This is a genomic window from Caulobacter sp. GW822-FHT01G02 (genome assembly GCF_058802865.1).
The window spans coordinates 589,688-610,480 of sequence record NZ_JBXAON010000001.1; the positions used below are offsets into that span (position 1 = coordinate 589,688).

20 protein-coding genes and 2 pseudogenes are annotated in these 20,793 nt (G+C 67.5%); 14 read left to right on the plus strand and 8 right to left on the minus strand.

What is annotated here, in order from left to right; genetic code table 11:
• Positions 1-77: 77 nt before the first annotated feature.
• A complete protein-coding gene (locus AC1RNC_RS02610) occupies positions 78-455 on the minus strand; it encodes a hypothetical protein (protein WP_492883483.1) in 378 nt (125 codons plus the stop codon).
• 297 nt (positions 456-752) lie between these two features.
• On the opposite strand from AC1RNC_RS02610, the gene AC1RNC_RS02615 reads away from it, so the two are divergent.
• Positions 753-1,727: a 2-hydroxyacid dehydrogenase gene (locus AC1RNC_RS02615; protein ID WP_492883485.1), complete on the plus strand. Its 975-nt coding sequence runs from the start codon at positions 753-755 to the stop codon at positions 1,725-1,727.
• Here the strand turns inward: AC1RNC_RS02615 and AC1RNC_RS02620 are convergent.
• Both AC1RNC_RS02620 and AC1RNC_RS02625 read right to left on the minus strand, forming a co-directional pair.
• Positions 1,724-1,935: pseudogene (locus tag AC1RNC_RS02620) on the minus strand (carboxymuconolactone decarboxylase family protein). The gene AC1RNC_RS02615 and the pseudogene AC1RNC_RS02620 sit on opposite strands and share 4 nt — an antisense overlap.
• Before the next feature lie 46 nt (positions 1,936-1,981).
• A pseudogene (locus AC1RNC_RS02625) lies at positions 1,982-2,266 on the minus strand (carboxymuconolactone decarboxylase family protein); the annotation flags it as partial.
• 73 nt (positions 2,267-2,339) lie between these two features.
• Between AC1RNC_RS02625 and AC1RNC_RS02630 the strand changes: the two are divergent.
• From AC1RNC_RS02630 to AC1RNC_RS02665, 8 genes are all read left to right on the plus strand, one after another.
• On the plus strand, positions 2,340-2,666 hold the full coding sequence (locus AC1RNC_RS02630) for a winged helix-turn-helix transcriptional regulator (RefSeq protein ID WP_492883487.1): 327 nt from the start codon (positions 2,340-2,342) through the stop codon (positions 2,664-2,666).
• Positions 2,666-3,043: a VOC family protein gene (locus tag AC1RNC_RS02635; RefSeq protein ID WP_492883489.1), complete on the plus strand. Its 378-nt coding sequence runs from the start codon at positions 2,666-2,668 to the stop codon at positions 3,041-3,043. Before AC1RNC_RS02630 ends, AC1RNC_RS02635 begins: the two co-directional genes overlap by 1 nt.
• Before the next feature lie 43 nt (positions 3,044-3,086).
• Positions 3,087-4,064, plus strand: a complete 978-nt coding sequence (locus AC1RNC_RS02640) for an ArsR/SmtB family transcription factor (protein WP_492883491.1) — start codon at positions 3,087-3,089, stop codon at positions 4,062-4,064.
• Positions 4,061-5,005, plus strand: coding sequence for a methylenetetrahydrofolate reductase [NAD(P)H] (gene metF / locus AC1RNC_RS02645; protein ID WP_492883493.1), 945 nt, complete (start codon positions 4,061-4,063; stop codon positions 5,003-5,005). The genes AC1RNC_RS02640 and metF overlap by 4 nt, the downstream gene beginning before the upstream one ends.
• Positions 5,002-5,877 (plus strand): CAU/MBL1b family subclass B3 metallo-beta-lactamase, encoded by an 876-nt coding sequence (gene blaCAU / locus AC1RNC_RS02650; RefSeq protein ID WP_492883495.1) that lies wholly within the window; start codon positions 5,002-5,004, stop codon positions 5,875-5,877. The genes metF and blaCAU overlap by 4 nt, the downstream gene beginning before the upstream one ends.
• Positions 5,874-6,950: a homocysteine S-methyltransferase family protein gene (locus tag AC1RNC_RS02655; protein ID WP_492883497.1), complete on the plus strand. Its 1,077-nt coding sequence runs from the start codon at positions 5,874-5,876 to the stop codon at positions 6,948-6,950. The genes blaCAU and AC1RNC_RS02655 overlap by 4 nt, the downstream gene beginning before the upstream one ends.
• Before the next feature lie 159 nt (positions 6,951-7,109).
• Positions 7,110-9,779, plus strand: coding sequence for a methionine synthase (metH, locus tag AC1RNC_RS02660; protein WP_492883499.1), 2,670 nt, complete (start codon positions 7,110-7,112; stop codon positions 9,777-9,779).
• Between the two features lie 189 nt (positions 9,780-9,968).
• Entirely contained in the window at positions 9,969-12,134 is a 2,166-nt protein-coding gene (locus AC1RNC_RS02665; protein ID WP_492883501.1) for a bifunctional diguanylate cyclase/phosphodiesterase, read from the plus strand.
• Between the two features lie 104 nt (positions 12,135-12,238).
• Here the strand turns inward: AC1RNC_RS02665 and AC1RNC_RS02670 are convergent, their stop codons facing one another.
• Positions 12,239-13,099: a hypothetical protein gene (locus AC1RNC_RS02670; RefSeq protein WP_492883503.1), complete on the minus strand. Its 861-nt coding sequence runs from the start codon at positions 13,097-13,099 to the stop codon at positions 12,239-12,241.
• Positions 13,100-13,364: 265 nt separating this feature from the next.
• On the opposite strand from AC1RNC_RS02670, the gene AC1RNC_RS02675 reads away from it, so the two are divergent.
• The 5 genes from AC1RNC_RS02675 (at position 13,365) to AC1RNC_RS02695 (ending at position 17,312) form a co-directional block, all read left to right on the plus strand.
• A complete protein-coding gene (locus AC1RNC_RS02675; RefSeq protein ID WP_492834856.1) occupies positions 13,365-14,060 on the plus strand; it encodes a TerB family tellurite resistance protein in 696 nt (231 codons plus the stop codon).
• A gap of 99 nt (positions 14,061-14,159) precedes the next feature.
• Positions 14,160-14,474, plus strand: coding sequence for a hypothetical protein (locus AC1RNC_RS02680; RefSeq protein ID WP_492883505.1), 315 nt, complete (start codon positions 14,160-14,162; stop codon positions 14,472-14,474).
• Positions 14,475-14,631: 157 nt separating this feature from the next.
• Positions 14,632-14,922 carry a putative quinol monooxygenase gene (locus AC1RNC_RS02685; protein ID WP_492834850.1) on the plus strand — a complete coding sequence of 97 codons (291 nt, stop codon included), beginning with the start codon at positions 14,632-14,634 and terminating at the stop codon, positions 14,920-14,922.
• Between the two features lie 6 nt (positions 14,923-14,928).
• A complete protein-coding gene (locus tag AC1RNC_RS02690) occupies positions 14,929-16,140 on the plus strand; it encodes an acyl-CoA dehydrogenase family protein (RefSeq protein WP_492883507.1) in 1,212 nt (403 codons plus the stop codon).
• An 80-nt stretch (positions 16,141-16,220) separates the two neighbouring features.
• Entirely contained in the window at positions 16,221-17,312 is a 1,092-nt protein-coding gene (locus AC1RNC_RS02695) for an NADH:flavin oxidoreductase (RefSeq protein ID WP_492883509.1), read from the plus strand.
• A 201-nt stretch (positions 17,313-17,513) separates the two neighbouring features.
• Here the strand turns inward: AC1RNC_RS02695 and AC1RNC_RS02700 are convergent, their stop codons facing one another.
• The 4 genes from AC1RNC_RS02700 to AC1RNC_RS02715 form a co-directional block, all read right to left on the minus strand.
• Entirely contained in the window at positions 17,514-18,305 is a 792-nt protein-coding gene (locus AC1RNC_RS02700) for an SDR family NAD(P)-dependent oxidoreductase (protein WP_492883511.1), read from the minus strand.
• Between the two features lie 106 nt (positions 18,306-18,411).
• Positions 18,412-19,323, minus strand: a complete 912-nt coding sequence (locus tag AC1RNC_RS02705) for an SMP-30/gluconolactonase/LRE family protein (RefSeq protein ID WP_492883513.1) — start codon at positions 19,321-19,323, stop codon at positions 18,412-18,414.
• Between the two features lie 87 nt (positions 19,324-19,410).
• The gene (locus tag AC1RNC_RS02710) at positions 19,411-19,920 is read right to left on the minus strand and encodes a dihydrofolate reductase (RefSeq protein WP_492883515.1); all 510 of its coding nucleotides are present in this window, start codon (positions 19,918-19,920) and stop codon (positions 19,411-19,413) included.
• Positions 19,917-20,759: a thymidylate synthase gene (locus tag AC1RNC_RS02715; RefSeq protein ID WP_492883517.1), complete on the minus strand. Its 843-nt coding sequence runs from the start codon at positions 20,757-20,759 to the stop codon at positions 19,917-19,919. The genes AC1RNC_RS02710 and AC1RNC_RS02715 overlap by 4 nt, the downstream gene beginning before the upstream one ends.
• Positions 20,760-20,793: the final 34 nt, after the last annotated feature.

Below are 20,793 nucleotides of genomic sequence, written 5' to 3' on the forward strand. Positions count from 1 at the left end.
CTTAGGGCGATTGCTCGGTCGACGCCATTCCGGCGGTTGAGCCGCCGGGACGGCGCGCGCCGTCCCGGTCTAGGGCTCTACTTCGGGTCGACCGGCGTGGACATCGGCGGCGCGGTCGCGGCGCCGGGCTGGGTCATCTTGTCCTCGGTCATCGGCAAGCTGGGCGGCGCGGCGGACGGCGCCGGGTTCACGGCCGTATCAGGCGCGCTCGACATGGCTGTGGCGGTGGCCGAGGTGTCGGTCGACATGCCGGTCGAGGCGCCGGCCGAGCCGGCCCACCAGTCCTTGCTGGCCTGGGCCTTGGGCGAGGCCTTGGCGTAGGCGTCGAGCTGCGAATAGGGGATCGGCTGCTTGGGGCCGAGCTGGGCCGACGCCTTGGCCTGGGCGGCCAGCGCCGAGCCGCCGCACGCCAGCATAGACAAGGCCGCGGTCGCGGCGAGCATCTTGGTCAACATCTGGAATTCTCCGGATCCGAAGCGCCTTGTGGCGCCGTTAGCAAAACCCCTCGCGGCGGTGGTTGTTCACAGCTTGGCCTTGCAAACCCGGCGCTTGGCGGAACCGCCGCCTCCGGACCGGGTTCTTGCCGGGCGCGCGCCTTCACGCGCGCCTCGTCACCACAGCGTGATGTTCCCGACACTGGCGCCAGCGCGGGGCTCTGCCTAGCTTCTCGAAATGGCGTTTCCACCGATGCGCCGGGGGCGAGACAAAGATCCGCCGCGGGCTCAACGACCCGCGCAGATGGAGGACATTGGATGCCCGATTCCACCCTTGCGAAGGCGCCCGTCGACAAGCCCCACATCCTGCTCTCGCACGAGATGCTGCTGCCATTGCAGCCGCTGCTTGAGAGCGCCTACGAGATTTGCCGCCTGTGGGACTATCCCGACAGGATGGCGTTCTTCGAAGGGCCGGGACGTCGTGTGCGGGCCATCGTTCACGCTGGTGAATTCGCGCTGAGCCGCGACATGCTCTCGGAGATGCCGCAACTGGGCCTGATCGCCTGCGTCAGCGTCGGCTATGACGGCGTCGACGTGCCCTGGTGCAAGGCGCACGGAATCGCCGTCACCCATTCCACCGGCCTGAACGCCGCCGACGTCGCCGATCACGCGGTGGGCCTCGTCCTGGCCGCCTGGCGCGGCATCGTCGAGGGTGACCAGCGCCTGCGCTCGGGCCACTGGACCCATGCCGAGCGCATGGCCCCACGCCACGGCCTGCGCGGCCGCAAGGTCGGCATCGTCGGCCTGGGCCATATCGGCGAGGCCGTGGCCAGCCGCCTGCGGGCCTTCGAGATGAAGGTCGCCTGGTGGGGGCCGCGCCCCAAGGAGACCGACTATCCCCGCGCTGACAGCCTGCTGGCCCTGGCCCGCGACAGCGACATCCTGGTGGTCTGCTCGCGCTCGGACGCTTCCAACCATCACCTGATCAACAGGGCGGTCATCGAGGCGGTCGGGCCGCAGGGTCTGATCGTCAATGTCGCGCGGGGCGCCCTGATCGATGAGGACGCCCTGATCGAGGCGCTGAAGAGCGGCGCGCTCGGCATGGCCGCCCTCGACGTCTATGCGCAGGAGCCGACACCGCCCGCTCGTTGGGTGGGCGTGCCGCACACGGTGCTGACCCCGCACACCGCCGGCGCGACCCTGGACAGCATCCCGGCCATGGTCAGCCTGACCCTGGAGAACCTGCGCCGCTACTTCCACGGCGAGCCGCTGGCCACGCCGGTCGCGGCCTAAGATGGAAACGGCGCGGCGAAGGGCTCGGGCTCCAGCCGCAGACCGTTCACCAGCAGGCTGACCGTCCGGTAGAAGCCGGCCAGCATCATCAGCTCGATCCGGGCCTCTTCGGAAAAGGCCTCGGCCAGGCGCGTCCACAGGGCGTCGTCGATATCGGCGCGGGCGTTGACCGCGTCGCAGAAGCCGATCAGCAGCGCCTCGCGCGGATCCCAGCAGGCGGAGATCCCCGGCGCGGCGGTGGCGGCCAGTTGCTGGGCGTCGAGACCGGCCGCGCGGGCGAAAAGCGCCGCGTGGACGCCCCACTCGTAGGCCGCGCCGTTCAGGGCGCAGACCCGGTGGATGACGATCTCGCGCTCGCGCAGGGTCAGATGACCTGGGTCCAGCAGTCCGCCGCCGGTAAAGCGGGCGAACAGACGCTCGTCGCGGGCCAGGGTGCGGAACAGCGACAGCGGCTGCTCGCCAGGGGTCTTCAACCGCTCCAGCGTACTCGCGACGCTGGGCGGATAGGGCGCTTGGGCGGGTTCGATCCTCGGCGACATGGGCGGTTCTCCGTGCTACAAAATTTGTAACATGGGAAATTCCAGCGACGCTACAAAAAATGAAGCGCCCCAAATGGCCCCCTTGCCGGGGCGCGCCGTTCGAGGCTCGGACAGCGGCAAGCCGATCATGGCGGCGCTGGACCTGCTGGGCCGGCGCGGGGCGCTGCGGATCGTCTGGGAGCTGCGCGAAGGCCGGGTCCTGACCTTCCGCGCTCTGCAGGCGGCGGCTGAGCTGCCGCCGGGGACGTTGAATACGCGGCTCTCGGAACTGCGGACGGCGGATATTGTCGCGGCCGACGGCGGCTATCGCCTCAGCCGGCGCGGGTCCGACTTGATCACGGCGTTGTGGCCCTTGCTAAGGTGGTCCGAGGATTGGGCGAGCGCGATAGGGGATCGGTGATGGCCAAGGTGCTGGGTCTGGGCGGGGTGTTCTACAAGGCCGAGGATCCCAAAGCCGCGCGAGACTGGTACGCGCGGGTGCTAGGCTTCGAGATCCATTCGTGGGGCGGGGCTGTGTTCAAGTCGCCGCGCGCCGCGACGACCAACTGGGCGCTGTTCGGGGCCGACACTCAGTATTTCGCGCCGTCGACCGCGCCGTTCATGATCAATTTCGTGGTCGATGATATCGACGGCGTGCTGGCCAAGGCCGCCGCCGAGGGCGTGGAGCCGACCGGCCGGCAGGACGAGGACGGCATGGGGCGTTTCGCCTGGCTGATCGACCCGGCCGGGGTTAAAATCGAGCTCTGGGAGCCGCCCGCGGCCGACGCCGAGGCATAAATTCCCCTTGCCAAATCGGACATAAAGATATCTTTATGTCCTCATGAAGCTCACCGCCGAACAGGTTGTCGAAGTGCTGCGCGCCGCTGGCGAGTCGACGCGTCTACGCCTGCTGGCCCTGCTGGCGGCCGAGGAGCTGTCGGTGCTGGAGCTGTGCCGGATCCTGGATCAGAGCCAGCCCCGCGTCTCGCGGCACCTGAAGCTCCTGGCCGAGGCGGGTCTCGTCGAGCGCTTTCCGGACGGGGCCTGGGTGTTCTACCGCCTGGCGGCCAAGTCGCCGGGCCGTTTCCTCGTGGAGCAGGCTCTGGACCTGATCGACGACGCCGATCCGATCGTGCGCCTGGACGCCGACAAGCTGTCGACGGTGCGCGCCGAGCGCTCGACCGACGCCCAGGCCTATTTCGCGCGCAACGCCGCGCGCTGGAACGAGATCCGCTCGCTCTATGTCGACGAGGCCGAGGTCGAGGCCGCGATCCTGCGCGCCGCGGGGGAGGGGCCCTTCGACGAGATGGTCGATCTGGGCGCCGGCGCGGGTCGCATGTTGACCCTGCTGGGCAAGCGGGTCAGCAACGCCCTGGGCCTGGATCTGTCGCAGCAGATGCTGAACATCGCCCGCGACGAGGTGACCAAGGCGGGGCTGACCCGCTGCGAACTGCGTCATGGCGACATCTTCCGCACGGGCCTGCCGGGCGGCTGCGCCGATCTGGTCACCGTGCATCAGGTGCTGCACTACCTGTCGGATCCCGCCCACGCCGTGGCCGAGGCCGCGCGGCTGGTGACGCCCGGCGGTCTGCTGCTGATCGCCGACTTCGCCCCGCACGACCACGAGTTCCTGCGCGAGGTGCATCAGCATCGCCGCCTGGGCTTCGACGACGTCGAGATCGTCACCTGGCTGCAGGCCGCGGGCCTGCATCTGGAAAGCAATATCGCCCTGCCGCCGGCCACGGCCGAGGGGCTGACCGTCAAGATCTGGACGGCCCGCCGCCCCGTCGCCGCCGTGGCCGAGAGGAACGCCGCATGACCCTTCCGCCCACCCGCCGCGTGATCGGTCCCGTCGCCCGCGCCGGCGAGCGCACCTATCGTCCGCGCGTCTCGTTCGAGTTCTTCCCGCCCAAGACCCCGGCGATGGAGGAGAGCCTGTGGCAGGCGATCACCCGCCTGGCCCCTCTGGATCCGGCCTTCGTTTCGGTGACCTACGGCGCCGGCGGCTCGACCCGCGAGCGCACGCACCGCACGGTCAAGCGCATCCTGGACGAAACGAACCTGAAGCCCGCCGCCCACCTGACCTGCGTCGGCGCCAGCCGCGAAGAGGTCGACGAGGTGATCCGCGAATACTGGGAGACGGGCGTGCGCCACATCGTCTCACTGCGCGGCGACCCGCCTCCGGGCGAGGGCGGCATCGGCGGCGTCTATGTCCCGCGCGCCGATGGCTACGCCAACGCCACCGAGCTGACCAAGGCCCTGCGCGGCATCGCGCCGTTCGAGGTGATGGTCGGCGTCTATCCCGAGAAGCACCCGGAAAGCCCGTCGCTGGAACACGACATCGACGTCCTGAAACAGAAGGTCGACGCCGGCGCGACGCTGGGCATCAGCCAGTTCTTCTTCGATTTGGACGCCTTCCTGCGCTATGTCGACAAGGTTCGCGCCGCCGGGATCACCATCCCGATCGTGCCGGGGATCATGCCGGTGACCAATTTCGCGGGTCTCAAGAAGATGGCCGCCGCCTGTCAGACAGCGATCCCGTCGTGGCTGGGCAACCTGTTCGACGGCCTGGAGAACGACGCCGAAACCCGCCGCCTGATCGCCTGCTCGGTCGCCGCCGAGATGTGCGCCAAGCTGCAGGAACAGGGGTTCGAGGACTTCCACTTCTACACCCTGAACCGGGCCGATCTGGTCTATGCGATCTGCCGCGTGCTGGGCGTTCGCGAGACCGCGCCGGCCCCGGCGGAGGCCGCCGCATGAAACGCGCCCTGATCGCCCTGGCGGCGTCGGTCCTGGCCCTGGCCCCGGCGGCCCACGCCGACATGCCCGCCAACTGGACTAAGCCGACCAAGCCCTACCGCGTCGTGGGCAACATCTATTACGTCGGGACCGAGGGCATCTCGTCCTGGCTGATCACATCGTCCGAAGGTCATGTGCTGCTCGACGGCGGGCCGAACGCCGAGGTCGGCAAGCAGATCGAGCGGAACATCGCCGCGCTGGGCTTCCAGCTGGCCGATGTGAAGATCCTGATCAACACCCACGCCCACTACGACCACGCCGGCGGTCTGGCTCAGCTGAAGGCCGACATCCCGACGGCCAAGTTGTGGATCTCGCGCGGCGACGAGCCGGCGATCGAGCAGGGCCACCATATCGGCGACAACGAGAACGGCCCCACGCCCCTGCCGGCGGCGAAGGTCGACAAGGCGTTCGGCGACGGCCAGAAGCTGAAGCTGGGCGAGACGGCGCTGGTCGCCCACCTGACGCCCGGCCACACGATCGGCTGCACCAGCTGGACCACCGCCGTGATCGAGAAGGGGCGGCCGCTGACCGTCACCTTCCCGTGCTCGCTGTCCGTGGCCGGCAATGTGCTGGTCGGCAACAAGACCCACCGAAACATCGTCGCCGACTATCGTGGCAGCTTCGCCAAGCTGCGGGCCATCCCGACCGATGTGATGCTGCCGGCGCACGAGGAGCAGGGCGACCTGCTGGCCAAGCGCAAGAAGCAGCTGCGCGGCGACCCTAGTGCTTTCGTCGATCCGACCGAGCTGACGCGCTACGTCGCCGACTCGGAGGCCGCCTTCAATGAAGAGCTCGCGCGCCAGCAGGCGGCGGCTTCCGGAGTCCGGAAATGACCGACCTTTCCATCCGTGCGAACCGCGTCGCCGCCCTCAAGGCCGCCGCCAAGCAGAAGATCCTGATCCTCGACGGCTCCTGGGGCGTGATGTTCCAGAAGAAGGGCCTGACCGAAGCCGACTACCGGGCCGAGCGCTTCGCCGACTACGACGGCCAGATGAAGGGCAACAACGACATCCTGTGCCTGACCCGGCCGGATCTCGTGGCGGAACTTCACGACGCCTATTTCGCCGCGGGCGCGGACATCTCCGAGACCAACACCTTTTCGGGCACGACCATCGCCCAGGCCGACTATCACCTGGCTGAGCAGGACGTCTGGGACATCAATTTCGAAGGCGCGAAGATCGGCCGCTCGGTGGCCGACCGCTGGAACGCGCGGAATCCGGCCAGCCCGAAGTTCATCGCCGGCTCGATCGGGCCGCTGAACGTCATGCTGTCGATGTCCTCGGACGTGAACGATCCGGGTGCGCGCAAGGTGACCTTCGACCAGGTCTACGCGGCGTACCGCCAGCAGGTGGACGCGCTCTACAAGGGCGGCGTCGACCTCTTTCTGATCGAGACGATCACCGACACTCTGAACTGCAAGGCCGCGATCAAGGCCATCCTCGACCTGCGCGACGAAGGCCATGAAGAGCTGCCGATCTGGATCAGCGGCACCATCACCGACCGTTCGGGCCGCACCCTGTCGGGCCAGACGGCCGAGGCGTTCTGGAACTCGATCAAGCACGCCAAGCCGTTCGCCGTGGGCTTCAACTGCGCCCTGGGCGCTGACTTGATGCGCCCGCACATCGCCGAAATGGCCCGCATCGCCGACACCCTGGTCGCGGCCTATCCTAACGCCGGCCTGCCCAACGCCATGGGTCAGTACGACGAGGAGCCGCACCAGACCGGCCACGCCCTGCACGAATGGGCCAAGGATGGTCTGGTCAATATCCTGGGCGGCTGCTGCGGTACCACGCCGGACCACATCCGCCACGTGGCCGACGAGGTGCGCGGCGTGACCCCGCGCGCCATCCCCGAGCGCCCCAAGGCCATGCGCCTGGCGGGGCTCGAGCCGTTCGAGCTGGCGTAAGAACTTCGCGGCCCTCTTTCCTTCCCTTCCCCCTTTGATGGGAGAAGGGCGGGGATGAGGGTGTCAGCGTTTCAGAATTGAGCGCCGTGGTCAGGATCGACCGCCGCGTCACCCCACCCCTACCCCTCCCCATCAAGGGGAGGGGCGCGAGACCCGCTTATGAGACCCGTCTTCGTCAATATCGGTGAGCGCACCAACGTCACCGGTTCCGCCAAGTTCAAGAAGCTGATCGTCGAGGGCGACTATCCGGCCGCGCTGTCGGTCGCGCGCCAGCAGGTCGAGGCCGGCGCCCAGGTCATCGATGTCAACATGGATGAGGGCCTGCTCGACTCCAAGGTGGCCATGGTCACCTTCCTGAACCTGATGGCCGCCGAGCCCGATATCGCCCGGGTGCCGGTGATGATCGACAGCTCCAAGTGGGAGGTGATCGAGGCCGGGTTGAAGTGCGTCCAAGGCAAGGCCATCGTCAACTCGATCTCGATGAAGGAGGGCGAGGAGAAGTTCATCGAGCAGGCCAAGCTGTGCCTGCGCTACGGCGCGGCCGTGGTGGTGATGGCCTTCGACGAGGTCGGCCAGGCCGACACCGCCGCCCGCAAGATCGAGATCTGCGAGAAGGCCTACAAGATCCTGGTCGACAAGGTGGGCTTCCCGCCGGAAGACATCATCTTCGACCCCAACATCTTCGCCGTGGCGACGGGGATCGAGGAGCACGACAACTACGCCGTCGACTTCATCGAGGGCACGCGCGAGATCAAGAAGCGCTGCCCCTACGCCCGCATCTCGGGCGGGGTGTCGAACGTCTCGTTCAGCTTCCGCGGCAACGAGCCGGTGCGCCGGGCGATCCACTCGGTGTTCCTGTACCACGCCATCAACGCTGGCATGGACATGGGCATCGTCAACGCCGGCGACCTGCCGGTCTATGACGCCCTGGACCCCGAACTGCGCGAGGCCGTCGAGGACGTGATCCTCAATCGCCCGCAGCGGACCAACGTCTCCAACACCGAGCGCCTGGTCGACATGGCGCCGCGCTACAAGGGCGAGAAGGGGCAGGTCCAGACCGCCAACCTGGAATGGCGCAAGGGCACGGTGAACGAGCGGATCACCCACGCCCTGGTCCACGGCATCACCGAGTTCATCAACCAGGACACCGAAGAGGCGCGCCTGTCGGTCGAGCGGCCGCTGCACGTCATCGAAGGTCACCTGATGGATGGCATGAACGTGGTCGGCGACCTGTTCGGTTCGGGCAAGATGTTCCTGCCGCAGGTGGTCAAATCGGCCCGCGTCATGAAGCAGGCCGTCGCCTGGCTGGAGCCGTTCATGGAGGCCGAGAAGGCCGGCAAGCCGCGCGAGCAGGCCGGCCGCATCCTGATGGCCACGGTCAAGGGCGACGTCCACGACATCGGCAAGAACATCGTCGGGGTCGTGCTGCAGTGTAACAACTACGAAGTCATCGACCTGGGCGTCATGGTCCCGGCCGACCGCATCCTCGATGAAGCCCGCAAGCACAAGGTCGACATGATCGGCCTGTCGGGCCTGATCACGCCCTCGCTGGACGAGATGGTGTTCGTGGCCGCCGAGATGGAGCGCCAGGGCTTCACCATCCCGCTGCTGATCGGCGGGGCCACCACCAGCCGCACCCATACGGCGGTCAAGATCGAGCCGGCTTATCACAAGGGCTCGACCACCTATGTGCTGGACGCCAGCCGGGCGGTGGGCGTGGTCTCGGGCCTGCTGTCGCCGACCGAGCGCGACCGCCTGCAGGCCGAGACCCGCGCCGAATATGTCCGCATCCGCGAGCAATACGCCCGGGGCCAGACCGCCAAGGCGCGCACCAGCATCGCCGAGGCGCGTCGCAGGAATTTCGCCATCGACTGGGAAGGCTACACGCCGCCCAAGCCGGCCTTCATCGGGACCCGGGTGTTCGAGCCCTCGCTGGAAGAACTGGTCCCCTTCATCGACTGGTCGCCGTTCTTCGCCAGCTGGGAGCTGATCGGCCGATTCCCGCAGATCCTGGAGGATGACGTGGTTGGCCAGGCCGCCACCGACCTCTACCGCGACGCCCGCGCCATGCTGGACAAGGTGGTGGCCGAGAAGTGGTTCGGGGCCAAGGGCGTGATCGGCTTCTGGCCGGCCCAGGGCCAGGGTGATGACATCGTTCTCTATACGGACGAGACCCGCACGGCCGAATATTCGCGCTTCCACACCCTGCGCCAGCAGATGGACAAGGGCGAAGGCAAGCAGAACGCGGCTCTGTCGGACTTCATCGCGCCGATTGGGCAGGGCGCGGACTATGTCGGCGGTTTCGCCGTCACCGCCGGCCACGGCGAGGACGAGATCGTCAAGACGTTCAAGGACGCCGGCGACGACTACAGCGCCATCATGGCCTCCGCCCTGGCCGACCGCCTGGCCGAGGCCTTCGCCGAGTGGCTGCACTACAAGGCCCGCGTCGAACTCTGGGGTTACGCCCCGGACGAGGCGGCCGACGCCGCCGTGATGATCGCCGAAAAGTATCAGGGCATCCGCCCCGCGCCGGGCTATCCGGCCCAGCCCGATCACACCGAGAAGGGCACGCTGTTCAAGCTGCTCGACGCCGAGGCGGCCACTGGCCTGAAGCTGACCGAGAGCTATGCCATGACCCCGGGCGCGGCGGTCTCGGGCCTCTATTTCAGCCATCCGAAGGCGCACTATTTCGGGGTCGGCAAGATCGACGCCGACCAGGTCGAGGACTATGCCCGCCGCAAGGGTTGGGACGTGGCCACGGCCGAGCGCTGGCTATCGCCGATCCTCAACTACGACCCCGCCGCCCGGGCGCGGGGCGCGGCGGCTTGACGACGACGCGGGGCCCGGCCAGCCGGCGATTTGGACACCGATCGGGCCGTTCCGGCGCGGATGTGTCGGGTGGCGGAAACCGTGAAACCCAAATCGCGTAACGCTGTGCGATAATTTGTCTACCGGGTCATCACGGTAAGGAATTCGGCAACGGTTCCCATGAAGGATGCGCCATCTCAGGGGAATGGGATGGATCGTCGGAACATCGAGGTCAAGATCTTTGGCCTGATCGCGGGCATGGCGGCAGGCATGATTCTGCTCGCCAGTGTCGCCTTGACCGTCGCCACACGCCACGCCGACGCGCGCGAGCGCCAGTATGAGCAGACCCTGGTCGGCAATGGCCTGCGCCAGCGCGGCAAGGAGATCCAGACCGCCCTCAATCCCTACGTCATCTGGGATGAGGCGATCATCAAGCTGGACAACCACTACGATCAGGCGTGGGCCAGCCAGAACATCGGCGCCTCGCTGGGGGGAGCTCTGGGCTACAAGGTCGCTTTCGTTCTCGACGCCGACGGCAAGCCGATCTACGGCCACATCAATGGCAGGGACGTCGCGCCGCAAGCCTATTCCCGATACGCGACCTCGACCGAACGTCTGGTCGCCGAAATCCGCGAGATCGAGACCGATCCCAAGAAGGTCGCCGCGCTGCGCGCCGTGCACGGGAGCCGCGTCGAGTTGATCGGCGACGAGCCCGTGTTGATCACCGTCTCGCTGATCCGCCCGGACCTGAAGGCCAAGACCCGCGGGCCCCGCGCACCGCTGCTGGTGACGGGCATCCCGGTGGCCAACAGCGTCATCAAGACGTTCTCCGACCGCTTCCTGCTGCACGACGCCCATATCGAGGTGGTCAAGCCGGACGCGGTCCGCATCGACGCCGCCCAGGCCGTGCTGGGCCAGGCCGCCGACGGTCGCCGCGTCGTCCTGAGCTGGACCCCGCGCAAGCCGGGCGAGGAGCTGTTGAAGTCGGCCACCCCGATGCTGGCCTTGGCGGTGCTGGCCGCGGCGGCCGGCTCGTTCCTGCTGTTCCGGGTCACCCGCCGCGCGGCCAAGAAGCTTCTGCTGAGCGAGGCCGAGGCCAAGCACTTGGCGCTGCACGACCCGCTGACGGGCCTGGCCAACCGCACCCTGTTCACCGATCGCCTGGTCCACGCCCACGCGCTGTTGCGCCGCAAGCCGGGGCATCTTGGCGTGTTGTGCATCGATCTCGACCGGTTCAAGGAGGTCAATGACAGCTATGGTCACGACGCCGGCGACCAACTGATCCGCGAGGTCGCCCGTCGGCTGGTGAACATCTGCCGCGAGACCGACACCATCTGCCGACTAGGCGGCGACGAGTTCGCGATCATCCAGCCCGACACGACCCCGTCCGGCGCGGCCACCCTAGCCCAGCGCGTGGTCGACGGCCTGTCGGGCGAGGTGGATCTCTCCATCGGCCGGGCCCACCTGTCGTGCTCGGTCGGCGTGTCGGTCGTCTCCGACGCCGACCAGGGGCAGGCCGAGCTGCTGCGCCAGGCCGACGTCGCGCTCTATCGCGCCAAGGAAGCTGGCCGTGGCCGCTTCGCCTTCTTCGAGCCCGAGATGGACGCGGCCCTACGCCTGCGGAAGGGCCTGGAGCGCGACCTGCGTTCGGCCTTGGAAAGCGAATCCCTAGCCGTCGCCTACCAGCCGCTGACCGACGCGCGCGGCGCGATGATTGGCGTGGAGGCCCTGGCCCGTTGGACCCATCCCGAACGCGGCGAGATCTCGCCGGCCATCTTCATCCCGCTGGCCGAGTCCAGCGGGCTGATCGGCCTGGTTGGAGCGGCCGTGTTCCGCCGCGCCTGCTACGACAGCCTGCGTTGGTCGGGCTTGGAGGTGTCGGTCAATGTCTCGGCCATCCAGCTGTCCAGCCCCAGCTTCGTCGACGAGATGGTCGCCACCCTGGCCGAGACCGGGGCCCGCGCCGACGTCTTCATGCTGGAGATCACCGAGACGGCCCTGCTGAAGGACAGCGACGGCGTCCACGAGGCCTTGCGTCGCCTCAAGCGCCTGGGTTTCCGTCTGGCCCTGGACGACTTCGGCACCGGCTACGCCAGCCTCGCCTATCTGCGCCGCCATCCGATCGACAAGCTGAAGATCGACCGCTCGTTCGTTTCCAGCCTGCCGGGCAACAGCGAGAGCATGGCTGTGGCCAGCGCCATCATCAGTCTGGCCAAGTCGCTGGGTCTGAAGACCACGGCCGAGGGCGTCGAGACCCAAGGCCAGTTGGACGCCCTGGTGAAACTGGGCTGCGGCGAGTTCCAGGGTTACCTGCTGGGGCGCCCGATGCCCGCCGACTCCATCGCCGGGGTGCGCGAAAACGCCGGGGTTCGGTAGCCTTTCCGCCTCATTGCGCTTCATGCGCGGGACCCGTCGTTCCGCCGCAAACACGCGGCGGAACGACGTGCGTGCGAACGCCGAAGGCTCAAGCCAAGCAGCCGTCAGTCCGCCTTGCAGATCAGCACGTCGCGGCCGCCGCGCTTGGCGGGGACGAGGCTGCCGGCGCAGGGGATCGGGTTAACCGGGTCGACGATCACCTCATTGCCGCCGATCGGCGGCGGCTTGGCGGCCGGGGGCTTGGTCAGCGGCCCGGGGGCGGCCGACTTGGCCTCGGTTTTCGCCGCCTTGACCGGAGCGGGTTTCGCCGGCGCGGGCTTGGCGATCACCGGCTTCGGCGTGGGCGCCGCATCGGCGGCCGGCGTCGGCGCGGGCGCTGGCGGCGCGGCGGGCTCCCGGGCGGGCGCCGGCGTGGCGTCGAACGCGGGGTTGGAGGTTTCCGGCTTGGTCTCGACCTTGGAGGCCGCGGCGGCGTTGTTGTAGTTCAGGGCCTTGCCCAGGATCGTCGAGCGGGTCTCCAGCGCCTTGGCGCGCTTCTCGCAATCGCCGGGCGGGCTCCAGCTCATCCACATCTGCGCCAGACGCGCCTTGTCGACCGTGTCGGCGCCTTGCCAGACGGACTGGCCGCGCTTGACCTGGGCGCCGCCATATTCCGAGATCGGGCGCGGGCTGGCCTTCTCGGCCGCCGTGATCGCCGAGGCGAAGACCTTGAGGTCCTTCCGCGCCTGCTCGCGCATTTCCGGATAGGTCTTCAGCGAGGCGGCGACGCCGTCAGGACCCGGGAACGCCTTCTCGATCCGCGTCACCTCCGGCATCACGCGATCATAGAGATTGGCGTAGCCGCCCAGGGCGCCGTAGCACCAGGCGACATAGCCATACTCATCGGTCGGCGGAGCATTGGGCGACTGGCTGGCCTGACCGTCCTGGGCGAAGAGGGCGAGGGCGAGGAAGAGGGCGTTCGCCATGCGGGCGGATGTCCTTTTTACAATACGTCGAGTCTGACTAGAGCATTTCGATCGGGAATGGGACCGTTGCGTGGCGATGAAGCCAAGCGCGGCCATAACGAGCGAAGCGCCAATCGGCTCCCTCGTCGCGTTAATGCGGTTTCGCCGCATTGCACTAAAGTCATGTGAACGATCATTCTCATTGTGCTAGAAGCGAGCTGACGGGTGATCCGAGAGGGCCCGTCACGCGTATCTTCTTCGTCCGTCGCTGGTTTCGAGGCGCTTCATGACCTTCTGGCGCAACATTGCGAGTATCGCCGCCCGGCGTCTTGACCTGGCCGACTGCACGGAGTGTCCGAGCGGCCTGCCGGGCGAGGACCCGGCGTTCTCGACCGCGGTGACCGCCCTGGGCGCCAAGCTGGCCAAGGTCGACGGCCGCGCCGACGGCGGCGAGTTCCTGGCCTTCACCGAGGTGTTCCAGCCCGACCCGGCGTCGGAGCAGAACATTCACCGCCTGTACGACCTGGCGCGCCAGACGACTCACGGCTTCGAGAGCTACGCCAAGCGCTTGGCCAAGCGCTACAGCACCTGTCCGCAGTTGCTGGAAGACGTGGTCGACGGCCTGTTCCATATCGCCAAGGCCGACGGCGTCGTGACCCAGGACGAGCTGGACTATCTGGAGCGGGTCTCGGATCTGTTCGGCATGTCGCCGCTGTCCTTCCGCCGTCTGCGCGCCACCCATCTGGGCGTGGGCAAGGACGATCCCTACGCCATCCTGGAAGTGCCGGCCGACGCCGACGACGCCACGGTGCGCAAGGCCTGGAAGCTGGCCCTGTCCAACGCCCACCCGGATCGCGCTCGAGCGCGCGGGTTGCCGGCCGACTTCATCGCGCTGGCCGAGACCAAGGCCGCCGCCATCAACGCCGCCTTCTCGACGGTGATGCGCGAGCGCAAGGAACTGGGTCTGGCCGCCGCCGGTTGAGCCGAGACGATCCGCCGCTCCATAAGGAGCCGGAAAAGGGCTTTTCATCCGAAGCCGTCGGGTGTTCAGTTGCGGTTCAGCGCTTGTGAACCAACTTTGTTGATCATGAGCGTGGACGAGAGGATTACGATGAGCAGCCAAGGCGCCGCAGCTTCGCCCTTCCATAGCCTGGCCTGGATGGCCGGGGCTCTTGCGACCTCGGTCGCGGTGGTGATCGGCGCGGTGCTGGCGGTGGTGTTCGCTGCGACCGTGGTCGCCGTCGGTTTTCTGGGCAGCGCGCTTTTCGGTCTCGCCGCCTTCACCTTTCGCGGCCGTAAGGTCGCCAAGGCCCCGGCGGGTGATCCCAGCCTGATCGAAGCTCGCAATGTCGGCGGCCACTCCTGGGTCGCCTACGGCTGGAACGAGCGTCCCTAAAGCCAAAGCCTCAGCAGAATATTCTGTCATTCCAGCCCGTGGGGCGGGAGTGACGGTTGAGAGGCTGGGCGCATGAAGGCGCGTTCCGCCACGTCCCCCTTGCTCCCATCGCCTTGCTCCCGCATCCTGCCTTTCAAACAAACGTTGGGAGGCAAGCATGATTGGCGTCGTCGCGGTTCTGAAAGTCCAGCCGGACAAGTCCGGGGATTTCGAGAAGGTGTTCCTGGATCTCCAGAACAAGGTGAAGGCCAACGAGCCGGGCTGCCTCGTCTACCAGCTGACCCGGTCCAAGACCGAGGCGGGCCTCTACAAGGTGCTGGAGCTCTACGCCTCCGAGGACGCGCTGAAGCACCACGGCGGCACGGACTATTTCAAGGCCGCCGGCGCGGCGATGGGTCCGTTCATGGCCGGTCGCCCCGAGATCGAATATCTGGACGCCGTGGAGTAGACGGCGATGGATCTGGCCTTCTCGCCCGAGGACCTGGCCTTCCAGCAGGAGGTTCGCGACTGGATCGCGACCGCCTATGACGAGGCCTTACGAAAGCAGTTCAGCCAGTCCAAGAACGGCTATCTCGACAAGGCCGGGCAGGTGACCTGGCAGAAGAAGCTGGCCGATCGCGGCTGGGCCGCGCCGGACTGGCCGGTAGAACTGGGCGGGGCGGGATTCACGACCTCGCAGCGCTATATCTTCAACATGGAGATGAGCCTGGCCGGCGTGCCGACGTCCTCGCCGATGGGGCTGAAGATGGTCGCGCCGGTGATCATGGCGTTCGGCACCCCCGAGCAGAAGGCCCAGCATCTGCCGCCGATCCTGAAGTCCGACATCTGGTGGTGCCAGGGCTATTCAGAGCCCGGTTCGGGGTCTGACCTGGCCTCCCTTCAGATGAAGGCCGAGCGAGATGGCGACGACTACGTCCTGAACGGCTCGAAGATCTGGACCACCCACGCCCAGTGGGCCGACTGGATGTTCTGCCTCGTCCGCACCTCGAACCAGGGCAAGCCGCAGGAGGGCATCTCGTTCCTGCTGCTGCGGATGGACACGCCCGGCATCCAGATCAAGCCGCTGCCCACCCTGGACGGTCCGCCCGACGGCGAGCAGGAGATCAACCAGGTCTTCTTCGACAATGTCCGCGTGCCGGTCGCCAATCGCATCGGCGAGGAGAACAAGGGCTGGACCTACGCCAAGTACCTGCTCGAGTTCGAGCGCGGAAACGCCTATGCGCCGGGCCTGATGAACATGCTCAAGAAGGTCAAGCGCATCGCGGCGCTGGAACTGGCCGACGACGGCGGCCGGCTGATCGACGACGCTGATTTCCGGAACAAGATCACCAACCTGGAGATCCAGGTCGAAGCGCTGAACGCCACCGAGCTGCGGATCTTCTCCGGGCGCACCGCCGGCAAGGCGATTGGCCCGGCCTCGTCGATGCTGAAATGCGTCGGCTCGGAGTACCAGCAGGCGATCACGGAGCTGACCCTGGAGGCGGTTGGAACCTACGCCGCGCCGTTCGTCGAGGATCCCTGGTCCAAGAGCAACGAGCTGCGCGCCGGTCCGGACTACGCCGCGCCGGCCGCGCCGGCCTATTTCAACTACCGCAAGGCCTCGATCTACGCGGGGTCGAACGAGATCCAGCGCAACATCATGGCCAAGATGGTGCTGGGGCTCTAGCGCCTCAGTTTTTCTGCATGGCGCGGCGATCCAAACGCGTGTTTGGATCGCCAGCAACCTCTCCTGTTTCGGAATCCCTCATGTCGCTCGACGTCCTGTTCAAGCCGTTCGAATTCAAGTCGCTGAAGCTGCCCAACCGGGTGGTGATGGCGCCGATGACGCGGTCGTTCTCGCCCGGCGGCGTGGCCACCGACGAGGTCGCCGCCTACTACCGCCGCCGCGCCGAGAACCAGGTCGGATTGATCATCACCGAGGGCACGGGCGTGGCCCGTCCGGCCTCGCTGAACGACGCCAACGTGCCGCGCTTTCATGGCGAGAAGGAACTGGCCGCCTGGAAGAAGGTGGTCGACGAGGTCCACGCCGGCGGCGGGCTGATCGCGCCGCAGCTGTGGCATGTCGGCTCGGCCAAGGGGCCGGCTCAGCTGGGCAAGGTCGACAGCCCCTCGGGCATCTCGAAGGCGGGCGGCGAGCCGTTCACCGAACCGATGACCGACGCCGACATCGCCGACACCATCGCCGTTTTCGGCCAGGCCGCCGGCGACGCCAAGCGCCTGGGCTTCGACGCGGTCGAGCTGCACGGGGCCCACGGCTACCTGATCGACCAGTTCTTCTGGGCGGGCACCAACGTCCGCACCGACAAGTGGGGCGGCCCGACGATCGGCGAGCGGGCGCGGTTCGCCGCCGAGATCCTGAAGGCGGTCCGCGCCGCCGTCGGCCCGGACTATCCGGTGATCATTCGCCTGTCGCAGTGGAAGCAGCAGGACTACACGGCCCGGAACGCTTCGACCCCGCGTGAGCTGGAGGCCTGGCTGCAGCCGCTGGCCGATGCGGGCGCCGACATCTTCCACTGCTCGCAGCGCCGCTTCTGGGAGCCGGAGTTCGAGGGATCCGACCTCAACTTCGCCGGCTGGGCCAAGAAGCTGACCGGCGCGCCGACCATCACGGTCGGCTCGGTGGGCCTGTCGGGCGAGTTCATCGCCGCGTTCGGCGGAGAGGGCAGCCAGCCCGCCTCGATCGACGGCCTGCTGGAGCGTCTGGAGCGCGACGAGTTCGACCTGGTCGGCGTCGGCCGCGCCCTGCTGCAGGATCCGGAGTGGGTCGTGAAGATTCGCGAAGGCCGCAATGACGAGTTGAAGAACTTCGAGCGCGCCGCCCTGGGCACGCTGTACTAGCCGACACCCCCCGTTCCGGGGCTGTGCCTAGCGCCGGCCCCGGACCATCGTCGTCCCACTCACGAGAGGGAGGCGTCGATGACTTGGTTGCCCTATCTGTCCGGCTTGCTTGCCCTGCTGGCCATGGCCCTACTGGTCGCCGGCGCGTTCCTGCGGGAGTAGGCGGGGGAGCGGGGGCTGACGCTCCTCCCGCCGCTTTATCTAGGCGATCGTGGTCACCAGACCGCCCTCGGCCCTCAGCGAGGCGCCGTTGGTGGCCGCCGACAGCGGGCTGGCGACATAGGCGACCAGACTGGCGATTTCCTGCGGCTCAATCATCCGCTGCAACAGCGACGAGGTGCGGTGCTTCTCGAAGAACTCCGCCTCGTGCTCGGCGGCCGTGCCGTTCGGATTGGTCGAGACGCTCTTGAGGAACTCGAAGATGCCGGCCGCGCGGGTCGGGCCGGGCAACACGGAATTGACGGTGACGCCCGTTCCCTTGGTCTGCTGGGCCATGCCGCGCGCGACCGCCAGCTGGGCGCTCTTGGTCATGCCGTAGTGGACCATCTCGCCGGGGATCGCGAGACCCGACTCCGACGAGATGAAGATCACCCGGCCCCAGTTTCGCTCCAGCATGCCCGGGAAATAACCGCGCGACAGGCGCACGCCGCTCATCACATTGACTTCGAACAGGCGCAGCCAGTCCTCGTCCGGGATATCGGCGAAGGCCTTCATCTCGTAGATGCCGAGGTTGTTGACGAGAATGTCGACCGAGGGGACGGCCTTGAGAATGGCGCCGGCGCCATCGGCCGTGGCCGCGTCGGCGAGCACGCCCTCGACCTTGGCTCCGCCCGAGGCGCGGATGCTGGCCAGGGCCTCGTCCAGCTTGTCCTGGGTGCGGCCGGTCACGAACACCTTGGCGCCTTCGGCGGCCAGGGTGCGGGCGATCTCCAGGCCGATACCGGCGGTCGAGCCGGTCACCAGCGCGGTCTTGTCGTTCAGTTTGAGGTCCATCGCTGGGCTCCGTTGCTTTGACGGCTCCACAGATGGGCCCGCCACGACGCCAGACTACGCCGTGACCTGGCACAGGACTTGTGACTTCAGTTCATCGATTGGACGCTTAGGCGTTGAAGTTCAGCTTCAGCCCCGGGCGCGGCCAGCGGGCCTTGTAGAGCTTGCCGGTGCCCGACGCCGTGATCCAGGCGTCGCGCATGTCGGCCCCGCCAAAGCAGATGTTGGTCACGATCACGTCCGGGAAGGCGTAGTGCTCGGTCGAGCCGTTCGGGTCGAAGGCGGTGATGCCGCCGTTGATGATCGTCGCCACACAGACCTTGCCGCCAGCCTCGACCGCCAGGCTGTCCAGCAGCTGGTAGCCCGGCAGGTTGCAGACCACGTTGCCGGGTTGTAGCGGCAGCGCGTCAGCCAGCACGCCCGGCGCGGTCACCTCGAATGACCACAGGCGCCCCAGCATGGTGTCGGCCATGTAGACGGTCTTCTCGTCGGGCGAGAGGCCCACGCCGTTGGGCGAGACGAAGTGGTCGCGCCAGCGTGTGATCTTCGAACCGTCGGTCAGGGCGTAGTAGAGCGCGCCATACTTGCGGCCCTCGGGCGTCGAGCAGCCGTGGTCGGTGAACCAGAAGCCGCCCTGCTTGTCGAAGACGAGATCGTTGGGGCCGATCAGGTCCTTGCCGTCGCACGCGGTGTAGAGCGTGGTGATCGCGCCGGTGGCGATGTCGATCCGCTGGATCGAGCCGCCCGTGTGGGTCGGCGGGGTAGGGCCGGGGATGTTCAGCCCATTGGCCTCGAAGAACTGGAAGGCGCCGCCGTTGTTGGTGACGTAGAGCGCGCCGTCCGGCCCGATCGCCGCGCCGTTGGGACCGCCGCCGGTCTCGGCCACGGTTTCCTTGCGGCCGTCCGGCCAGACCCGGGTCAGGCGTTGGCCCTGGATCTCGGTAAGGATCACCGAGCCGTCGGCCATGGCCACGGGACCTTCGGGGAATTGCAGACCTTCGGCGACCAGCTGGATGTCCATCGACGTCTCCCTACGCGCCTCTGATGAGCGCTGGCGACGACTATAAACGCCCGTTTGAGCCTGGCGAGAGTTCCGTTCAGGGAGGGCTCAGCGCCGCTCCAGCACCCGGAACACGAAGGCATGGTCGTCGCCTTCGCCGGCGGGGTGCGTCTCGCGACGGACTTCGGTCCAGGCCGCCTCGTCGAAGTCAGGGAAGCGGACGTCGCCCTCCACCTCGGCGGCGACCTCGGTCAGATACAGGCGCTTGGCTTTCGGCAGGGCGGCTTCGAACAGGCTGCAGCCGCCGATCACGCAGACCTCCGCCGCGCCGTCGTCCTCGGCCTGCTCGCGCGCCATCTGGACGGCTTCCATGAAGCTCTCACAGACCACCGCCTGCTCGGGCTCGAACGATCCGTCGCGCGACAGCACCACGTTCATGCGGCCAGGCAGGGGCTTGCGGGGCAGGCTGTCCCAGGTCTTGCGGCCCATGATGATCGGCTTGCCCAGGGTGTTGGCCTTGAACAAGGCCAAGTCCGACTTCAACCGCCAGGGCAGGTCGCCGTCACGACCGATCACGCCGTTGGCCGCGCGGGCGACGACGATGGCGAGGGGGATCAAACCGAGACCTCGGCCTTGATGTGCGGATGGGCCTGGTAGCCTTCCAGGGTGAAGTCCTCGTACGCGAAGGCGAACAGGTCGCGCTTGTCGGCGATCTTCAGGGTCGGGAAGGGATAGGGCTCGCGGGTCAGCTGCTCGCGGGCCTGGTCCAGATGGTTCAGATAGAGGTGAGCATCGCCGAAGGTGTGGACGAATTCGCCCGGCTCCAGACCGACGACCTTGGCGACCATCAGGGTCAGCAGGGCATAGCTGGCGATGTTGAACGGCACGCCCAGGAAGACGTCGGCGCTGCGCTGGTAGAGTTGGCAGGACAGTTTTCCATCCGCCACGAAGAACTGGAACAGGCAGTGACAGGGCGGCAGGGCCATGTCGTCGACATCGGCCGGGTTCCAGGCCGTGACGATGTGGCGGCGGCTGTTGGGATTGGTCTTCAGGTTCTCGACGAGGTTGGCGATCTGGTCGATCGACTGGCCGTTGGGCGCGGCCCACGAGCGCCACTGCTTGCCGTAGACCGGGCCGAGGTCGCCGTTCTCGTCGGCCCACTCGTCCCAGATGCGCACGCCGTTGTCCTTGAGATAGGCGATGTTGGTGTCGCCCTTCAGGAACCACAGCAGCTCGATGAAGATCGAGCGCAGGTGCAGCTTCTTGGTGGTCAGGACCGGGAAGCCCTTGGCCAGATCGAAACGGATCTGCCGGCCAAATACCCCCAGGGTCCCTGTGCCCGTACGGTCGCCGCGCTGGACTCCGTTCGCCAGGATGTCGGCGAGCAGGGCCAGATACTGCCGCTCGGGATGATCGGCGGCGGCGGCTTGCGGGGCGTCGAGGACGGCGGTGGTCATGGTTGGCAGTCTGGTCGCGAATCGCGGGTTTGAA

Bases quoted from the DNA above. Each gene is read 5' to 3' on its own strand.
- AC1RNC_RS02610 (WP_492883483.1), bottom strand. From the start codon at position 455: ATGTTGACCAAGATGCTCGCCGCGACCGCGGCCTTGTCTATGCTGGCG.
- AC1RNC_RS02615 (WP_492883485.1), top strand. From the start codon at position 753: ATGCCCGATTCCACCCTTGCGAAGGCGCCCGTCGACAAGCCCCACATC.
- AC1RNC_RS02630 (WP_492883487.1), top strand. From the start codon at position 2,340: ATGGCCCCCTTGCCGGGGCGCGCCGTTCGAGGCTCGGACAGCGGCAAG.
- AC1RNC_RS02635 (WP_492883489.1), top strand. From the start codon at position 2,666: ATGGCCAAGGTGCTGGGTCTGGGCGGGGTGTTCTACAAGGCCGAGGAT.
- AC1RNC_RS02640 (WP_492883491.1), top strand. From the start codon at position 3,087: ATGAAGCTCACCGCCGAACAGGTTGTCGAAGTGCTGCGCGCCGCTGGC.
- metF (WP_492883493.1), top strand. From the start codon at position 4,061: ATGACCCTTCCGCCCACCCGCCGCGTGATCGGTCCCGTCGCCCGCGCC.
- blaCAU (WP_492883495.1), top strand. From the start codon at position 5,002: ATGAAACGCGCCCTGATCGCCCTGGCGGCGTCGGTCCTGGCCCTGGCC.
- AC1RNC_RS02655 (WP_492883497.1), top strand. From the start codon at position 5,874: ATGACCGACCTTTCCATCCGTGCGAACCGCGTCGCCGCCCTCAAGGCC.
- metH (WP_492883499.1), top strand. From the start codon at position 7,110: ATGAGACCCGTCTTCGTCAATATCGGTGAGCGCACCAACGTCACCGGT.
- AC1RNC_RS02665 (WP_492883501.1), top strand. From the start codon at position 9,969: ATGGATCGTCGGAACATCGAGGTCAAGATCTTTGGCCTGATCGCGGGC.
- AC1RNC_RS02670 (WP_492883503.1), bottom strand. From the start codon at position 13,099: ATGGCGAACGCCCTCTTCCTCGCCCTCGCCCTCTTCGCCCAGGACGGT.
- AC1RNC_RS02675 (WP_492834856.1), top strand. From the start codon at position 13,365: ATGACCTTCTGGCGCAACATTGCGAGTATCGCCGCCCGGCGTCTTGAC.
- AC1RNC_RS02685 (WP_492834850.1), top strand. From the start codon at position 14,632: ATGATTGGCGTCGTCGCGGTTCTGAAAGTCCAGCCGGACAAGTCCGGG.
- AC1RNC_RS02690 (WP_492883507.1), top strand. From the start codon at position 14,929: ATGGATCTGGCCTTCTCGCCCGAGGACCTGGCCTTCCAGCAGGAGGTT.
- AC1RNC_RS02695 (WP_492883509.1), top strand. From the start codon at position 16,221: ATGTCGCTCGACGTCCTGTTCAAGCCGTTCGAATTCAAGTCGCTGAAG.
- AC1RNC_RS02700 (WP_492883511.1), bottom strand. From the start codon at position 18,305: ATGGACCTCAAACTGAACGACAAGACCGCGCTGGTGACCGGCTCGACC.
- AC1RNC_RS02705 (WP_492883513.1), bottom strand. From the start codon at position 19,323: ATGGACATCCAGCTGGTCGCCGAAGGTCTGCAATTCCCCGAAGGTCCC.
- AC1RNC_RS02715 (WP_492883517.1), bottom strand. From the start codon at position 20,759: ATGACCACCGCCGTCCTCGACGCCCCGCAAGCCGCCGCCGCCGATCAT.